Below are 16,517 nucleotides of genomic sequence, written 5' to 3'. Positions count from 1 at the left end.
CTAATATACTGATTTAAATAAGAAATATTCTGCCTTTCGCTACCCTGACACTGTTACCTTCCCACACAACGCCGCGCACAAACGGGCGCGAAAGGGGTAACACTTCTCGCGCCGTAAAGTTCCGCAGCGACTTAAAAAACTCCAACCTTCTGAAATTTATAATTTATTAAATAGGTGGCACAGGGTCTGCAGTATTACTGGGTAAGAAAAACAAACTGGGCATAGCGCCAGGTCACCAACAAAAACAACATGACCTCGCCACAACCTGAGCCACAACAAAAACAACAGGGTCAGGTAGAGATAACGGTACTAACAAGAACAACAGGCTTGAATCTCATTACTTGCTTGCGCAGGCAACACAGGCGCAGCGAACAACAACAAAAGTTAGCAAGTGGCCCGAAAGGACGCGACGTACAATGTGACTTGGCATCCTAACAACAACAATAGCTGTCAGTGTGTACACCCCGGCGCCAATAATAATACCCTGGGGGGAGAAAAGTTCGCGGTTGGATTATTGTTTTGAATACGAGGCGGTCGGAACCATCGTGATCCTTACGCCTACCGACTGCGGTGCGTATTCAGGGCGATGTGCCATCATGAAGAAAAATAGCAGCACGGACGCTGATTAATTGCTTGATAGGGGAGGCTCTTTTAGCCTCCCCTTTCCGTGTTTGGAGCCTGGGTTTAAAACCTGTGTTAGCCCCCGCCAGCGTCAAGTGCTTTGCAAGCCGCTACTTTGCAAGCCGCTCTTTGCAAGCCATGAAGGGTCGGCTACACTCAGCCACTCGTGGTTTATGTTCAGTACTCGTTTGAAGTGTTTTCTAACGACTATTTTTACGACCATTTTTTCGTACCTGCGAGTTGAAATCGTCGCATGTTTAAAGGATTTACCCGTTTCCTACACAGCCCGGGGGAGCAATTGAAAACCTTGCTTGATCCCCAAGAGAGCACCACCAGCGCCCTCACTCCGCGCAACATCCCTCGGTCAGAGCACCCTGTTTCTCGCCAGCATATTAGCGATGCCGCGTTAAAAGTGCTTTATCGCCTTAGCGGCGCGGGTTTCGACGCCTATTTGGTGGGCGGCTGCATTCGTGATGCGCTGCTGGGCAAGATGCCCAAAGATTTTGATGTCGCCACCAACGCCACGCCAGAGCAGGTTCGCGATCTATTTCGTAACTCGCGCCTGATCGGCCGCCGTTTTCGGATTGTCCATGTTCGCTTTGGCCGCGAGGTCATTGAGGTCACCACCTTCCGTGGCAAACCCCAAGACGAGCATGGCGACCACATTGCCCATCAGTCCGATGAAGGGTTACTGCTACGCGACAATGTATGGGGCAATATCGAAGAAGACGCGCTGCGCCGCGACTTTACCGTTAATGCGCTCTACTACAATATCGCCGACTTCAGCATCACCGATTTTGCCAATGGTGCCGAGGACATTAAGACCCGCACCCTGCGCCTGATTGGCGACCCGGCGACACGCTACCGCGAAGACCCGGTACGGATGCTGCGGGCGGTGCGTTTTGCGGCTAAGCTGGATTTCACGCTAGACCCCGCCACTGAAGCGCCGATGTACGATCAGGCGCCGCTGCTGCTGCAGATTCCCCCAGCGCGGCTATTCGATGAAGTGCTCAAGCTGTTTATGTCGGGCCACGGCTTGGTTACCTTCCGGCTGCTCAGCCACTACGGCCTGTTCGGTATGCTGTTCCCCGAGGCCGAAGAAGCCATGGCCGATGCCGCCTGGGCCGAAGAGCTGATTGAGCAGGCGCTGACCAATACCGATAAACGTATCGCCGAAGAGCGCCCCGTCACCCCCGCGTTTCTGCTGGCTGCGTTTTTATGGGCACCGGTCAAACATCGTCAGGAAGCGTTGGAGCAAGAAGGCATGCCGCCTATTCCCGCGCTTCAAGCAGCCGCCCAACAGGTGGTATCTCGTCAGTTAGAGTTCACATCGATTCCCAAGCGCTTTGGCATCCCGATGCGGGAAATTTGGGAATTACAGCAGCGCCTACCCCAGCGGCGCGGTAAAAAAGCCTTTCAAACCCGCGAACATTCGCGTTTCAGAGCTGGCTATGACCTGCTGCTGCTGCGCGAACAGGCGGGCGAGATACCGAGTGGTTTAGGCGAATGGTGGACGGCGTTTCAGCGCGGCGATGAGCACGAACAGCGTCGCCTGCTGCAAAAAGTTGGCGGCGACCCCGCCAGCCAGGGCGATCGTCGTCGCAAACGGCGCCGTAAGCCGAGCGCGCCAGAGTAGTGGGTGCTCCTCCCCAGCTCGCCTATATTGGCTTGGGTAGCAATCTAGAGTCACCTATCGTGCAGGTTCGCGAGGCCCTCAACGAGCTGGCAATGCTACCGCTAAGTCGATTAGTGGCAGCATCATCGCTTTACGCCAGCCACCCGGTGGGGCCGCAGGATCAGCCGGACTTTATCAACGCGGTGGCCGCGCTGGAGACACGGCTCTCCCCGCTGGCGCTACTCGACCAGCTTCAGGCGTTAGAGCAGCAGCATCGCCGCCGCCGCCAGCGCCACTGGGGGCCCCGCACGCTCGATCTTGACCTGCTGCTCTACGCTGATGACCATATCAACTCCCCGCGTTTACGAGTACCGCACCCGCAAATGACTGCCCGGGCCTTTGTACTGCTCCCCCTCGCAGAGATCGCCCCCTCTCTAGACCTTCTCCAACAGCCGCTATCCACCTGGCTTGAAGGTGTTGAGTCACAAGACTTGCTCAGGGTTTAGTGCGCTTATCCCATCTGACACTTAGAGCTTGAGGTTACTGCTTTCAGTACCTAGCCAGCGTTTCAAACTCATGACTGTAGAAGTGCAACTAAAGTGCGAAAAGGCACGTTTTCAGCCCTATGTTTAGGCTTATAGAACCTTTGCCCTTAGGTTCATCGCAGGCTAAGCTTACTTAAAGTAGCTGTGATTAATTTAGCGGGCTCTAGAGCTTGCTTAAACACCTCATGCTCACTAACTCATTAGCTACTTGATTTTCCAGAACAAATCAATTCATGAGGCATCAAGAAATGAGTGTATCAGGCATTAACAGCCAACTGTCATACGCGGTAACTGGAAACGTTAATTCATTCAAGGAGATGACACCCCACGCAAGAAAAATGACGGAATCTGAGATGGCGGAGATGAAGAATCTTCCTTCTATACATGAACACGCTGCTCAACAAGCTGGGCGTCCCGACAATTCGCCAGAGAATTTATTTGCTGAAATAACGGTTCACGGCAAGGTGGTAGCCAAAGTATGGGATACCGGATTGGCGCAAACGCCCAGAGACCTACAGCTAAATATGGATGGCGGGGGTTTGTCATTTGCTCAGGAACGTGCCGAGGAAATAGCAAAAAAGCTAGGTGGTGAGATAAATTACGCCACAAAGGCAAGTTCTGACACTACGCAGCCAAACTCTTATAGCTTTTCGGATTCACTAGCTCGCATTCTTAACAGCTACCGTTGAGAGATAAAAATCTTCACCCACAGATAACCGTGCATCACCTCTACTATGCTGGCATCGCTGGCAGAGTTTACACTCTCTAGCTCGTGGCCAGCATTCGCTGTCATTTGACGACAGACTAAAATACCCTCCCCAGACACCGAGTGTGCGGCTAACGCTACCATTTGACACAAATCTCGACACCGACACCCCATTCAGGTAACAATTGCCGGTTACGCCACTTCGCGTATGCAGGGATGCAGCATCAATAATGGTCGGCTGCCTATGTCGCAGCGGCCTCACGTAAAACATGAGAGCACGCCATGAAAACAGTCACCCTAAGCACGCTGCAGGCCTATAAGCAGGCTGGCGAGACGTTCAGTTGCCTAACCGCTTACGACGCCTCCTTTGCCCATGCGGCAAGCCAGGCAGGCATTGATGTCCTGCTCGTCGGTGATTCGCTGGGCATGGTGCTACAGGGCCATAACAGCACCCTACCCGTCACCATTGACGATATCGTTTACCACACCCGCTGCGCGGCGCGTGGTAAAGGCCATAGCCTGCTGATGGTAGACCTCCCCTTTATGAGCAACGCCACCACCGAGCGCCTGTTGGAAGATGCCGGTGCCGTGATGCGCGCGGGCGCGGAGCTGGTCAAACTGGAAGGCGAAGCGTGGATGGCCGATGGCATTCGTGAACTTACCCGCCGCGGCGTACCGGTATGTGCCCACCTGGGCTTAACCCCGCAAACTGTGCACCAGCTAGGTGGCTATAAAGTTCAAGGGCGCGACGCCGCTCAAGCGGAACGCATCATTAACGACGCAAAAGTACTTGTCGAGGCGGGCGCTTCGGTGATTCTGCTTGAGTGCGTCCCTGCCAGCCTGGGCAAAGCGGTCACCGCAGCGCTGGATGTGCCGGTGATTGGCATTGGCGCAGGACCGGATACCGATGGCCAGATTCTGGTGATGCACGATGTGCTGGGCGTCACCCACGGACGCACACCGCGCTTTGTGAAAAACTTTATGGTTGAGGCGGACAGTATTCAAACTGCGTTTCAGCGCTACCATGAAGCGGTCAAAACACGCACTTTCCCAGCCCAAGAGCACTGCTTTTAAAGATGACGGTTAAGACATCTAGTCTATCGACCACCTTTTGTCACTAATACGAAACGACTATGCGCACTTTGCGAGACATTGATCAGCTACGCAGCACGCTGCGAGATTACCGCCAACGCGGCCAGCGTATTGCCCTGGTACCCACCATGGGCAACCTACATGCCGGGCACCTAGCGCTGGTCGCCTGCGCGCGCCAGCACGCCGATATCGTGGTCGCAAGCCTGTTTGTCAATCCGATGCAGTTTGGCCCAGGCGAAGATTTAGACGGTTACCCGCGTACCTTTGATGCCGACCAAGCGCAGCTTATCGAGGCTGGCTGCGACGTGCTGTTCGCCCCGGCGGTGAGCTCGCTCTACCCCAACGGCTTGGACGCCCAGACCCGCGTGCATGTGCCCGTGGTGGGTGAGGGTCTGTGTGGTGGCTCACGCCCCGGCCATTTTGACGGTGTCTCCACCGTGGTTAGCATGCTGTTTAATTTGGTGCAGCCCGACGTCGCCTGCTTTGGGGAGAAGGATTACCAACAGCTTGCGGTGATTCGTAAGCTGGTGTGCGATCTGCACATGCCGATCGAGATTATCGGCGTGCCCATCGTGCGCGCAGAAGATGGCCTGGCACTGTCATCACGCAATGGCTATTTAAGTAGCGAGGAGCGTGCAATCGCCCCTGCGCTTTACCGCACGCTGTGTACGCTTCGCGATGCGCTAGAGCGCGGAGAACCTATCGAAAAGGTACTACACCAGGGCAACACCGCGCTGTATGATGCGGGCTTTACGCTGGACTATTTGGAACTGCGCGATGTCACGCTAGGCCCCATTAACCTAGCGACCCGCCATGCGGTACTGCTGGCCGCCGCCAAGCTGGGCCCGGCGCGATTAATCGACAACCTCACTGTTCAACTCCCGGCCAGCGCTGCCACTACTGGCAGAGAATAAACAAACAACGGGTAAAAATAGGAACTCACATGCATACTATTATGCTCAAAGCCAAGCTGCACATGGCTCGCGTCACTCACGCGGTGCTTAACTACGAAGGCTCCTGCGCCATCGACGGCGACCTGCTGGATATGGCGGGTATTCGTGAAAATGAGCAGATCCAGATTTACAACGTCGAGAATGGCGAACGCTTTACCACTTACGCCATTCGCGGTGAGGAAGGCTCCAAGCTCATTTCGATCAACGGCGCTGCGGCCCACCTCGCCGCCCCTGGCCACCGGATCATTATCTGCAGCTATGCCCACTACTCCGAAGCCGAACTGGAAAACCACCAGCCTGCTCTGGTGTATCTCCAGGAAGGCAACCACGTCAGCCACACCAGCAATATTATCCCGGTACAGTTGGCCTGATCACAACTGGCCTAATCTTAGCGCCTCTAATGCTTTCTTCTGACGGGCCACATGTTGGCCCGTTTTTATTTGCCCATAAAGGTTTATTGCCGCAACGCACCACCTTCCCCTATGCTGAAGAGACGGCTGACAGAGTACGAATAAAAGAGTACGGCTGACAGAGCACGCCTATCGGGCATCTGGTATCAGACTGTCTGTTAATTACTCCAGGAGTCATCTTATGCAAGAAGTAGTCATTGTTGCGGCACGCCGCACCGCTGTGGGCGCTTTCGGCGGCTCCCTCGCAGGTATTCCAGCGAGCGACCTAGGCGCTTTGGTGATCAAGGATATCCTTGCCTCAACCGGCGTTTCTCCCGATCAGGTTGACGAAGTACTGCTGGGCCAGGTGCTCACCGCGGGCGTTGGTCAAAACCCGGCGCGCCAAGCGGCTATCAAAGGCGGCCTACCGGACTCGGTACCGGCCATGACCATCAACAAAGTGTGTGGCTCAGGCCTTAAGGCACTGCATCTCGCTACGCAGGCCATTCGCTGCGGCGATGCCGAGCTGATTCTGGCCGGCGGCCAGGAGAATATGTCCGCTTCCCCCCATGTACTGCCCAATTCTCGCAACGGCCAGCGCATGGGCGATTGGAAGGCAATTGATTCCATGGTGCACGACGGCCTGTGGGATGCGTTCAACAACTACCATATGGGCATTACCGCCGAGAATTTAGCCGAGAAGTACGGCATCACTCGCGAAGCGATGGATGAGTTCGCCGCAGCCTCGCAGCAGAAAGCAGCTGCCGCCATCAAAGAAGGTAAGTTCAAAGGCCAAATCGTGCCGGTGGAAATTCCCCAGCGCAAAGGCGACCCGGTGGTGTTTGATACCGACGAGAATCCACGGGAAGTGACCGCGGAGAAGCTTGGCGGCATGCGCCCTGCGTTTAAGAAAGACGGCACCGTTACCGCCGGTAACGCCTCGGCGCTCAACGACGGCGCGGCGGTGGTTATGCTCTGCTCCGCCGAAAAAGCTAAGCAGTTGGGGCTAGAGCCACTGGCACGCATAGCGGCTTACTCCAACGCAGGCGTTGACCCTGCCATTATGGGTATCGGCCCCGCACCGGCCACTCGCCGCTGCTTGGAAAAAGCCGGCTGGAGCCTGGACGACCTGGACTTGGTCGAAGCCAACGAAGCGTTTGCCGCCCAGGCGCTATCCGTCAACAAAGAGCTCGGCTGGGATACGTCTAAAGTGAACGTCAACGGTGGTGCGATTGCCCTAGGCCACCCCATCGGTGCCTCCGGCTGCCGCGTACTGGTCACGCTGCTTCACGAAATGATCGCCCGCGACGCCAAGAAAGGCCTCGCGACGCTGTGTATCGGCGGCGGTCAGGGCGTAGCCTTGGCTATCGAGCGGCCTTAAAAACCTACCCTTCGCTCGCTTAGCTAAGAACTAATATAAGCCCTTGTCAATTGATGAGGGCTTTTTCCGTTCGGGATGCACAAACCTCTTTATCTTGTTCTACTAACATCATCATTACCGAGCTAAATGGCACTAGTCGCCATTGGCCTCTGACGCGACAAGAGAAAATCGTTGTTGAGTCACCCATCTCCCCTCAGTATTCACGATCAACGCAAAACTGTTGCAGTAACACTGAATCGCCCTCTGTTTCGCCATCAACAAACGCACCTCATCTTCTATTCGTTCGAGTGCCTCTGGCCCACTCTCTCTGGCGACGGTGAGGTGAGGTATGCTGCCCGTATGGAGACCACCGTAGGGTGGGTAGTCTGGGAAGGCATCGACGAATGCTTTAATCAGCGAGATAAAAGGAGCGCTAGGGCTTGGCTGAAGATACACCGTGTCCGTGAATCGTCCCACACCCGATAGCCAAAACTCAAAAGCCGTGGTTTGTTTAGCAATCGCTTTAAGCTTGCGAAGATCTTTCTCGACAATCTCGTTAGGTGATACAAAGGGATAAAGTAGCGTTATGTGCGCGGGCACGCCTATAGCCGCTGTGGCATCATAGCGCTGACGAAGCTCGCCAACCACGGGTTCGGCTTCGCGAACAGGAACGATCAAGGCCGCTTGCAGTGCCACTCGGGTCATGACTGCATCGTCCAGTTCGGCGCATCCGTGCCAGGTGGCATCGAGGGCCGTGCGTAGCCTGCTGGCGTGCGCAGCAGTTGCGCGCTGGGACGCACCGCGCGTAACAGGCCGAAGCCAGAAATATCACTTGTCAGCCAGGGCGCAAAGTCGGGCCTAGCAGAGTCAAGACCTCCCTCGACGCGCCCCAACCCGCGCAGCCAGTGACCAGTCTGCGCCAACGAAACCTGCACATGCCAGCTCCCCCCTTCGTGCTGCTGATGCCACAGGGCGGCAGCTACCCCGAAGGCCATCAGGAAGCCACTGGCCTGGTCGAGAATCTGCATCGGCAACGCGCGTGGCTTGCCGTCATCGGCCGCTTCACCCTCAGCATGATTGAATCCCATCGCCGTCTGCACCAGCGAGTCAAAACCGCGGCGATTGGCCCAGGGGCCCTGAGTACCGTAGGCGGTGAGCGACACGCTGACAATGCCGGGCCTACGAGCAGCCAGGGCCTCAGGAGAAAAACCGAGTGCGGCCAGCCCGCCAGGGCGGTAGCCCTGAGAGAATACCTGGGCATCCTCAATGAGCCGCCATAGTAACTTTCGCCCGGCAGCGGTGCGTAAATCGATATGCGCCGAGCGTTTGCCCCGGCTGGTCTCGGCGATGGCAGCGATATTGGGAAGGTTAGGTGAGTTCACCAGCATCACATCCGCACCCAATGAAGCTAACGCCCGCCCTCCCACCGGCCCAGCCAGGATGCGAGTGAGGTCGAGCACCCGCACTCCTGTGAGCGGACGGGCGTTATTTGCCAGAGTTGGCAGCGCGCGAGGCGGCGCATCGCCGATGCGGGTGATCGTCATCAGGGGCTGCGATGCGATGGCCTGGCCCTGGGGCGTTACATCCCACTCATCGAAGCGACGCAGCGCCGTGGCCACTAGGCCACGCTCAGTGCTCGCCTGCTCGAACGCCAGCGCCTGCCAGCTCAACAGTGCTTGCGCTGCATCTTCGCGTGTCGCCGATCTCTTATCCAGGCCCAGTAATCGGAGCGCGCCATCGCGATGGTGACGAAAGTTGGTGTGTACACGAACGTGCCCGTCGGCGCAGCGATATAAGCCGGAGAACGGATCCCAGAGGCTGGGTTCCTGGTCATCCAGGCTGAACCACCCCAAGCACTCAGCGGCAGCGTGCGCCATCTCCACCGCGACTGGCTGGCGGGAAGCCCCGCGTGAATGCCCCAGCTCGCAGGCGGCAAGCGCCGCGGCAGCGATCGTCGTTTGCGCGGCGGCGCCAACGGCAAACGACGATGGGAAAACGGGATCATGGCCGGTCAACGTGATCTTGTCCAAAGCCTCCGCCGGCAAACCACCCAGTGACCAGAGCGCAGTCAGTGCATCGCGTGCTGTCATCGTATGAAAACTCATGCTAATGCCTCCAACAACGCCCACCCCTGAGGCCACTCCCCCAACTGACTTGCGGCGTTGATATGCCCGCAGGCGCCCACGTCAACAAAGTCGGCTTGCCATGTCGCAGCCTGCTGCCGGGCATAGTCCGTCGTCGCATAGGGGTCGTCACTGCTGGCTACAACCAGCGCTGGAAATGGCAGAGGCCGAGCAGGAGCGTTGCGGAAATCGCTCGCTTCGGGTGGGAAAGCCTTTGCGCCAGGGTCAGGTACTGCCACCAGCAACGCGCCGCTTACCTGCGCCAATCGATGAGCTCTTTCATCGCTGCTATTGGCCTCCTGTACCCAGTGCGCCACCAGCAGGCACGCAAGACTGTGAGCAACGAGCAACACCGGTGCCTCAGCTTCATCAATGGCGGTATCCAATGCCTGCAGCCAATCGTTGAGATTCGGCTCATCCCAGGAGCCAGGCTGAAAACGGAGACTATTAGGCCGCTTTAGCCCCCATAGTGACTGCCAGTGGTCGGCATCAGAATTGCCGAGACCGGGCAGAAATAGCAGCTGGGTCGCTGGCTTGTTAGTTGTCATTGCAGGTCTCCTTACGCGGTCGATAGCGCAGCTCGCCAGGAAAAGTCGTGGGCGGATTACCGGTGCGCAGCCACTCCATGGCAAGTGGCCAGAGCACGTCGCGAAAGCGCTTATGGAAAAAAGCGAAATGACCGATGCTTGGCTGGCCCACCGCAGTTGGCGCTAGCCGCAGGTGATAGCGTTCGCTACTACTGTAATACTCTAGAAGGCGATCAAGCGCGGGACGAGTGCCGAAAGGGTCATCATCGATGCCCAGCGCCAAAATCGGTGCCTGCACACGCGTGAAGCCCCGCACCAGCATCTCAGCTTCGGGCTCACCCTCAGGTGTTTCACGTTTACGCCGCACGTTGTGCTCAAAGCGCGGCCCCATTCGCGCCCAATCCAGTGCTACGCCTTTGGGTGTATCTTCCATCCACCCCAGACGCTTGGCGGGTACGTAGCCGACCAAAAGTGCCAACAGTGGCATCGCTAGATGCCAACGCAAGAACATAGATCGCCGAGCCTCGGGTGCGTAGTCCCGCCAGTAGGCATACTGTGCGCCCATGGTGAAGATGCGACGCACGCGATGGGCGGACTGGGCAAAGCCAATCACGAAACCGCCCGCAGAGTGACCCACCACATCGACAGGCTGACCAGGAAAACGTCTGGCGACGTAGCGTAGAACGCCTTCAAAATCATGCTGCCCCCAGTCGATCCAGTCGGCCTTGAGTTTGCGCAGCGAATGGTGGCGCGAATCGCCGATTCCCCGGTAGTCGTAGGTCACTACGTCCCACCCTTGCTGATACAAATAATCAGCAAAGGGCATGTAATAGCGGCAGCGCACCGAGGTGGCGGTGTTAATGATCACCACGGGGCCAGGGTGAGACGACGAAACACAAGGTCGGCGCCATACCCACCCGCGCAGCGCATAACTATCCGCCGCGCTGATATAGACGGGCTCAGGCATCAATGTTCTGTCGCCTTGCAGCTATACCGTTCTTAGCCCCAGTGACCGTAGCATGAAAGTCCGCAATCAGTTGCTGGGTGACAGGGCCCACGGGCCATTCGGTCTTCGCCTTATCTTCCACCAATGCCACCACCGGCTGAAGCTCGACCGAGGTGCCGGCAGTCAACACTTCGGTTGCAGCACGCAGCTCCTCGAGTGTAACCGCTCGCTCCTCTACCGACAGGCCTCTCTGACGTGCCAAACCCAACACATGGCGCTTGGTGATGCCATCAAGAAAACAGGTCGGCAGTGGGGTTACCAGTACGCCATCACTGACCAAAAGCAGATTAGTGGCTGTCGTTTCAGCGACTAAGCCGTCGCTATCGAGCAGTAACGCATCATCACAGCCTACTGCCAAGGCCGCATGGCGGGCTAGCGTGCCGATCATATACAGTCCAGAACACTTAGAGGCAGTAGGCGCCGTATTAGGGGGCGGGCGTCGCCAGTTGGCCAACTGCAGCCGAATACCTACCTCTGCCCGCCCCTGGGACGCCGCCGTAGGCCAATCCCAAGCGGCAATCGCCACATGGACACGTGCTTGAGGCGCCGCGATAGACACACTATCCGCGCCACGCCAGGCGATAGGGCGGATATACGCATCGGTTAGCTGATTGGCCCATAGCACCGCGTCAATCGCTTGGCTGAGCTCGCGGTGCGACCAGGGCAGCCGATAGTCCAGTAGTGCGGCGGAACGCTCTAAACGCTCCAAATGCGCGTCACCCAGAAAAACACGCCGCCCGTAGGCACGCATGCCTTCGAATACCGCTCCCCCCATGTGTAACGCATGACTAAGCACGTGCAGGCGCGCCTCACGCCAAGGAAGCAGCTCACCATCGAGCCAGATCAACCCATCTCGGTCATCAAGAGCGTTTAGCATGGCACCCACCCAGTAGCAGATTATCGATATCGTCAGTCTGTCCTCTATATGTTTTAAAAACGAGTGAGTAAATCTCAAACTGGGCTGAATTTTGCTCAGCGATTTTTACAGCGTGGTCAGCGCGGCTTCTTGTATGATCTGTTTATCAACCTTCGAGGGTGGGGGTAGCGATTATGCGGATTCCTGTGCCATTAAATGCTCTACGCGCTTTTGAGGCGACGGCGCGGCATCTTTCAATCAAGGAAGCGGCCATGGAGCTTTCGGTCACTCCTTCGGCCGTCAGTCACCAACTGCGCATACTGGAGGAGTTGTTTGGCGTCGTGCTTCTGCGCCGAACAGGAACGCGTCTTGAGCTTACCGACGCGGGACACAAGCTAACACCTTACCTGCAACAAGGCTTTACGCAGATTGCCAAAGGGGTTGACTCACTTCGCCAAAAACGCCGTGACGGGCCGCTACGTCTCAACATGTTGCCTACTTTTGCAACCAACTGGCTGTCGCCACGGTTAAGCCTGTATCCCTTCGAGCGGCGTGGATTCTCGCTTGAGATATCCACTACGCAGGATGAGGTAGACCTTGCCGCGGGGGTGGCCGATGTGGGCATCTGGTACGGCAACGGGCATTGGCCGGAATTACAGGCCGATCTCCTCTTTGAAGCAACCATCGACCTTTATGCCCGTCCAGGCTTTGCTACCGGCTCCCATCGCGATCGCCTTGACCGTGTCAGCCAGGCCAATCTGTTTGTCTCCCGCCACTGCCTGACATGGCAACGCTGGATGGAGAGCCTTCCCGACGGCCCCTTCAAACCCGCTGTGGTCACGCAGGTGGATTCCGGAGGATTAACCCTGCAGGCCGCCGCCGATGGGGTGGGTGTATCGATAGTGGTCTGCGAGCTGGCCGATAGCGCCGTGCGATTGGGGCGGCTAACGTCGGTATTCGAACATCCAGTCAACGCAGACGTTGGTTTCTGGTTAGTCTACCCAGATGCACTGCGCGAGGATCGCCGTTTGGATAATTTGCGTAGTTGGCTGCGCGAGCAGCCAACATAGCCAGATACTTGCGCATTATTTATCGCTTACTTAACGACGCTTCTCCCCCACGATGCGTGACGGTGTTCGCCAGACCAACAGCGCCCCCAACAGGAATAATCCGGATGCGGCCCACATGGCAATGGGAAGGCTAGTGCCATCGACGATACGCCCACCCAACATGGCACCCAAACCAATCGACATATTGAAGGTAAACGCCATCAACGCTGTGGCGGCTTCGGTGTTGGGTGCTGTGCGTATAATCCAAGTTTGAATGCTGACTGATACGCTGCCAAACACCGCGCCCCACATCATAAGCAACATGACACCGCTGCTCGGCTGAACACCCAGCAGCGGGAACACGGCGACGACGATAAGCAACAGGCTGGGAATCGCCAGCACAGCGCGGTAGGGGTGGCGCCCGGCAAACATGCCTGCCGCAATATTGCCCACAATGCCTGCCGCCCCGTAAAGCAGCAGCAGACTGCTCACATGGCGCTGGGAAATACCGCTGATCTCTTGCAGGATGGGGCTAATAAAGGTGTAGGCGGCAAAGTGGCCAACCACTACAAAGGCGGTGGTTAACACCGCGACTCGCACACCGCGATTGCTAAACTGCTGCGCCAATACCCGCAAACGCACAGGTTCTCGCGGTGGTAGCGGCGGTAGCCAAAACCACAGCGCAGCTGCCGTTAACAGGCTTAGCCCTCCCAGCGCCCCAAAGGCGACCCGCCAGTTGCTTAGATCCCCCAGCAGCGTGCCCAGTGGCACACCCAGCACCGAGGCCGCCGCGACACCACCAAAAATCATCGTCATCGCTTTTGGCACCTGAGCCTCTGGCACTAGGCGTGGGGCAATGCTGCCCGCCACCGCCCAAAAGCCACCAATACTAAGCCCCACAAGCACGCGGGCGGCAAGCAACAGGATAAAGCTGCTGGCCAATGCCGATAGCACACTCCCGGCCACCATTACGGCCATCAATGCCGTGAGCATAATGCGCCTGTCCAAGCGCCCCACCGCTACCGGCAGCAGCGGGGCTGAAAAGGCAGCGACCACGCCGGGCACGGTGACCATTAAGCCCGCCATGCCGGGGGTAACGCCCATGCTAGATGCCACCTGGGAAAGCAACCCAATCGGCAGCTGCTCTGCGGTCACCAGTAAAAAAATGCCGATCATCACGGCCACCACCGCCCACCAGCGCGGCGTTTGTTCCAGCTCCATCTGCAGCTCCTTGATTTTCTCTAAATCCCGGCTAACAAATCTATATCTGATACAAAGCCGATACCCCGCAAAAACAACGCCCCCGTAGCCAGAGGCTACGAGGGCGTTCTCAGAAACCTAGCTAGCGATTTAAATCGCCGCTTCAGTTTCCGCTGCTTCCGCGGTAAAAGCGGCTTTCTCTTCTTCGCTGATCTCTTTCATCGACAGCTTCACGCGGTTGCGGTTGTCGATATCCAGCACCTTAACGACCACGTCATCGCCTTCGTTCAAGAAGTCGCGCACGTTGTTAACCCGCTCGGCAACGATTTGCGAGATGTGAACCAGGCCATCGGTGCCGGGCATGATGTTAACGAACGCACCGAAGTCAGCAATACGCACGACCTTGCCGTGATACAGCTTGCCGATTTCCGCTTCAGCGGTAATCGCCAGTACGGTGTCGATGGCGCGCTTGGCGGCGGCTTTATCTTCCGCGTAAATACGCACGGTGCCATCGTCGTCGAGATCAATAGAGGCGCCGGTGTCTTCGCAGATTTTGCGAATGGTTGCGCCACCTTTACCGATAACGTCACGGATCTTGTCCGGATCGATTTTGATCGTTGCCATGGACGGCGCGTTGTCGGAGACATCGCTACGGCTCTGGCTGATCACGACATTCATTTGCTCGAGAATACTCAGTCGCGCGGTCAGTGCTTGCTGCAGCGCGAGCTCCATAATCTCTTCGTTGATGCCTTCGATCTTGATGTCCATCTGCAGGGCGGTGACGCCCTCTTCGGAACCGGCAACTTTAAAGTCCATATCGCCAAGGTGATCTTCGTCACCCAGAATATCGGTCAATACCGCAAAACCGTCCGGGTCTTTTACCAAGCCCATGGCAATACCGGCGACCGGTGCTTTTAACGGCACGCCTGCGTCCATCAGGGCCAGCGAAGAGCCACATACAGAGGCCATGGAGCTGGAGCCGTTAGACTCGGTAATTTCAGACACCACACGAATGGTGTAGGGGAAGACGTCTTCTGACGGCAGCATTGCCTGCACACCACGACGCGCTAAGCGGCCATGGCCGATTTCGCGACGCTTCGGGCCACCCATAAAGCCAGCTTCACCCACCGAGTAGGGAGGGAAGTTGTAGTGCAGCATAAAGCGGTCTTTACGCTCACCTTCCAGTGATTCGATTAGCTGTGAATCACGCAGCGTGCCCAGTGTTGCTACGGCAATCGCCTGGGTCTCACCACGCGTAAAGATGGCAGAACCATGAGCTTTCGGCAGCACACCGACTTCAATCGCCAGCGGGCGAACGGTTTGATTGTCACGACCGTCAATACGCGGTTCACCTTTTACCACCCGTGAACGCACAACGCGTTTTTCCAGGCTAGCAAAGGCACCTTTGACGTCATCTTTACTGAACTTGTCGTTAACCGGTTCGCCTTCATCGGCTGCCAGTTGTTCAATCGCTTGGTCTTTCAACTCAGCCAATGCATCCTGACGCTGCATTTTGTCGGTGATGCGGTAAGCATCGCCCACTTTAGCTTCAAACGCATCGGCCATGGCGGCTTTGAGCGCCTGGTTCTCTTCGGCGGCCTGCCACTCCCAGCGCGGCTTGCCCGCTTCAGCAACCAGTTCGTTAATGGCACTGATCGCGACCTGCATTTCCTGGTGACCGAACAGAACGGCTCCCAGCATTTCGTCTTCGAGCAGCTCTTTGGCTTCAGACTCAACCATCAGCACGGCTTTTTCAGTACCGGCGACGACCATGTCGAGCTCAGAGGTGGCCAGTTCTTCAACCGTTGGGTTGAGGAAGTAGCCTTTCTCTTCGTTAAAACCAACGCGGGCTGCGCCAATCGGGCCACTAAACGGCACGCCAGAGATGCTCAGCGCTGCGGAAGTACCCAGCAGTGCGGCAATATCCGGATCGTGGTTACGGTCGGTGGAGAGAACGGTACAGACGACCTGCACTTCGTTCATAAAGCCTTTAGGGAACAGCGGACGGATTGGGCGATCAATCAGACGCGAGGTCAGCGTCTCTTTTTCAGTGGGACGACCTTCGCGCTTGAAGAAGCCGCCAGGAATCTTGCCCACTGCGTAGGTTTTCTCTTGGTAGTGTACCGAGAGAGGGAAAAAGGGTTGGCTCGGGTTTGCCTCTTTGCGAGCGACAACGGTACACAGCACGACGGTGTCATCCATGGTAACCATGACAGCGCCGGTAGCTTGGCGAGCAATACGCCCGGTTTCGAGCGTGACGGTGCTACGACCGTACTGGAACGTTTTCTTTACCGGATTCACAGCGACTTCCTTCAGCATTATCAATATCTACTTGTCTATTCGTTTAGGTCGTTTTGACTCGTTACCATTCTAGGCGCTGGAGCGCGATAGGGCTACCAGTTCCCTACTTGCCGTAAACACGAAACATAAAAAAACGGGCAGCTCACAAGGAGCTGCCCGTTTCTAATCGTTGTC

The 16,517-nt window shown here is 56.9% G+C and carries 15 protein-coding genes; 8 read left to right on the top strand and 7 right to left on the bottom strand.

What is annotated here, in order from left to right; genetic code table 11:
- The first annotated feature begins 874 nt into the window (after positions 1–874).
- The 7 genes from pcnB to ACW17M_RS18820 all read left to right on the top strand — a co-directional run bounded on the left by pcnB (position 875) and on the right by ACW17M_RS18820 (position 7,302).
- Entirely contained in the window at positions 875–2,257 is a 1,383-nt protein-coding gene (gene pcnB, locus ACW17M_RS18850; protein WP_009287938.1) for a polynucleotide adenylyltransferase PcnB, read from the top strand.
- Positions 2,257–2,742, top strand: coding sequence for a 2-amino-4-hydroxy-6-hydroxymethyldihydropteridine diphosphokinase (gene folK, locus ACW17M_RS18845; protein ID WP_009287937.1), 486 nt, complete (start codon positions 2,257–2,259; stop codon positions 2,740–2,742). The genes pcnB and folK overlap by 1 nt, the downstream gene beginning before the upstream one ends.
- A gap of 287 nt (positions 2,743–3,029) precedes the next feature.
- Positions 3,030–3,470: a hypothetical protein gene (locus ACW17M_RS18840; protein ID WP_155705670.1), complete on the top strand. Its 441-nt coding sequence runs from the start codon at positions 3,030–3,032 to the stop codon at positions 3,468–3,470.
- A 299-nt stretch (positions 3,471–3,769) separates the two neighbouring features.
- Positions 3,770–4,561, top strand: coding sequence for a 3-methyl-2-oxobutanoate hydroxymethyltransferase (gene panB, locus ACW17M_RS18835; protein WP_144814291.1), 792 nt, complete (start codon positions 3,770–3,772; stop codon positions 4,559–4,561).
- Between the two features lie 59 nt (positions 4,562–4,620).
- Positions 4,621–5,493 (top strand): pantoate--beta-alanine ligase, encoded by an 873-nt coding sequence (gene panC, locus ACW17M_RS18830; RefSeq protein ID WP_027958255.1) that lies wholly within the window; start codon positions 4,621–4,623, stop codon positions 5,491–5,493.
- Between the two features lie 29 nt (positions 5,494–5,522).
- Positions 5,523–5,903, top strand: coding sequence for an aspartate 1-decarboxylase (gene panD, locus ACW17M_RS18825; protein ID WP_007111819.1), 381 nt, complete (start codon positions 5,523–5,525; stop codon positions 5,901–5,903).
- 220 nt (positions 5,904–6,123) lie between these two features.
- Complete coding sequence (locus tag ACW17M_RS18820; protein ID WP_022520696.1) at positions 6,124–7,302, top strand: acetyl-CoA C-acetyltransferase; 1,179 nt, start codon at positions 6,124–6,126, stop codon at positions 7,300–7,302.
- 132 nt (positions 7,303–7,434) lie between these two features.
- Here the strand turns inward: ACW17M_RS18820 and ACW17M_RS18815 are convergent, their stop codons facing one another.
- Genes ACW17M_RS18815 through ACW17M_RS18795 form a run of 5 tightly spaced genes read right to left on the bottom strand, consistent with a single transcriptional unit; the run spans position 7,435 to position 11,814 of the window.
- Complete coding sequence (locus ACW17M_RS18815) at positions 7,435–7,986, bottom strand: 2'-5' RNA ligase family protein (protein WP_457547939.1); 552 nt, start codon at positions 7,984–7,986, stop codon at positions 7,435–7,437.
- Entirely contained in the window at positions 7,983–9,386 is a 1,404-nt protein-coding gene (locus ACW17M_RS18810) for a CoA transferase (protein ID WP_457547938.1), read from the bottom strand. Before ACW17M_RS18810 ends, ACW17M_RS18815 begins: the two co-directional genes overlap by 4 nt.
- Positions 9,383–9,952, bottom strand: a complete 570-nt coding sequence (locus ACW17M_RS18805; protein ID WP_027958253.1) for an RBBP9/YdeN family alpha/beta hydrolase — start codon at positions 9,950–9,952, stop codon at positions 9,383–9,385. Before ACW17M_RS18805 ends, ACW17M_RS18810 begins: the two co-directional genes overlap by 4 nt.
- A complete protein-coding gene (locus tag ACW17M_RS18800) occupies positions 9,942–10,898 on the bottom strand; it encodes an alpha/beta hydrolase family protein (protein WP_039860012.1) in 957 nt (318 codons plus the stop codon). Before ACW17M_RS18800 ends, ACW17M_RS18805 begins: the two co-directional genes overlap by 11 nt.
- Positions 10,891–11,814: an aminotransferase class IV gene (locus ACW17M_RS18795; protein WP_400672759.1), complete on the bottom strand. Its 924-nt coding sequence runs from the start codon at positions 11,812–11,814 to the stop codon at positions 10,891–10,893. Before ACW17M_RS18795 ends, ACW17M_RS18800 begins: the two co-directional genes overlap by 8 nt.
- A 173-nt stretch (positions 11,815–11,987) precedes the next feature.
- On the opposite strand from ACW17M_RS18795, the gene ACW17M_RS18790 reads away from it, so the two are divergent.
- Positions 11,988–12,863, top strand: a complete 876-nt coding sequence (locus ACW17M_RS18790) for a LysR substrate-binding domain-containing protein (RefSeq protein ID WP_159175961.1) — start codon at positions 11,988–11,990, stop codon at positions 12,861–12,863.
- A 30-nt stretch (positions 12,864–12,893) separates the two neighbouring features.
- On the opposite strand, the gene ACW17M_RS18785 is transcribed toward ACW17M_RS18790, so the two are convergent.
- Positions 12,894–14,063, bottom strand: a complete 1,170-nt coding sequence (locus ACW17M_RS18785; protein WP_009287930.1) for an MFS transporter — start codon at positions 14,061–14,063, stop codon at positions 12,894–12,896.
- Positions 14,064–14,192: 129 nt separating this feature from the next.
- Positions 14,193–16,361: a polyribonucleotide nucleotidyltransferase gene (gene pnp / locus ACW17M_RS18780; RefSeq protein ID WP_022520704.1), complete on the bottom strand. Its 2,169-nt coding sequence runs from the start codon at positions 16,359–16,361 to the stop codon at positions 14,193–14,195.
- Between the last annotated feature and the right edge of the window lie 156 nt (positions 16,362–16,517).

Source organism: Vreelandella sp. 2A-K22, assembly GCF_054065485.1.
Note: the sequence above shows the minus strand (reverse complement) of the source record. Positions and strands in the feature narration are given on the sequence as shown.

What these genes read in the sequence shown, in the direction of transcription:
- pcnB (WP_009287938.1), top strand. Translation starts at nt 875, where the DNA reads ATGTTTAAAGGATTTACCCGTTTCCTACACAGCCCGGGGGAGCAATTG.
- ACW17M_RS18840 (WP_155705670.1), top strand. Translation starts at nt 3,030, where the DNA reads ATGAGTGTATCAGGCATTAACAGCCAACTGTCATACGCGGTAACTGGA.
- panB (WP_144814291.1), top strand. Translation starts at nt 3,770, where the DNA reads ATGAAAACAGTCACCCTAAGCACGCTGCAGGCCTATAAGCAGGCTGGC.
- panC (WP_027958255.1), top strand. Translation starts at nt 4,621, where the DNA reads ATGCGCACTTTGCGAGACATTGATCAGCTACGCAGCACGCTGCGAGAT.
- panD (WP_007111819.1), top strand. Translation starts at nt 5,523, where the DNA reads ATGCATACTATTATGCTCAAAGCCAAGCTGCACATGGCTCGCGTCACT.
- ACW17M_RS18820 (WP_022520696.1), top strand. Translation starts at nt 6,124, where the DNA reads ATGCAAGAAGTAGTCATTGTTGCGGCACGCCGCACCGCTGTGGGCGCT.
- ACW17M_RS18815 (WP_457547939.1), bottom strand. Translation starts at nt 7,986, where the DNA reads ATGACCCGAGTGGCACTGCAAGCGGCCTTGATCGTTCCTGTTCGCGAA.
- ACW17M_RS18810 (WP_457547938.1), bottom strand. Translation starts at nt 9,386, where the DNA reads ATGAGTTTTCATACGATGACAGCACGCGATGCACTGACTGCGCTCTGG.
- ACW17M_RS18805 (WP_027958253.1), bottom strand. Translation starts at nt 9,952, where the DNA reads ATGACAACTAACAAGCCAGCGACCCAGCTGCTATTTCTGCCCGGTCTC.
- ACW17M_RS18800 (WP_039860012.1), bottom strand. Translation starts at nt 10,898, where the DNA reads ATGCCTGAGCCCGTCTATATCAGCGCGGCGGATAGTTATGCGCTGCGC.
- ACW17M_RS18795 (WP_400672759.1), bottom strand. Translation starts at nt 11,814, where the DNA reads ATGCTAAACGCTCTTGATGACCGAGATGGGTTGATCTGGCTCGATGGT.
- ACW17M_RS18790 (WP_159175961.1), top strand. Translation starts at nt 11,988, where the DNA reads ATGCGGATTCCTGTGCCATTAAATGCTCTACGCGCTTTTGAGGCGACG.
- ACW17M_RS18785 (WP_009287930.1), bottom strand. Translation starts at nt 14,063, where the DNA reads ATGGAGCTGGAACAAACGCCGCGCTGGTGGGCGGTGGTGGCCGTGATG.
- pnp (WP_022520704.1), bottom strand. Translation starts at nt 16,361, where the DNA reads ATGCTGAAGGAAGTCGCTGTGAATCCGGTAAAGAAAACGTTCCAGTAC.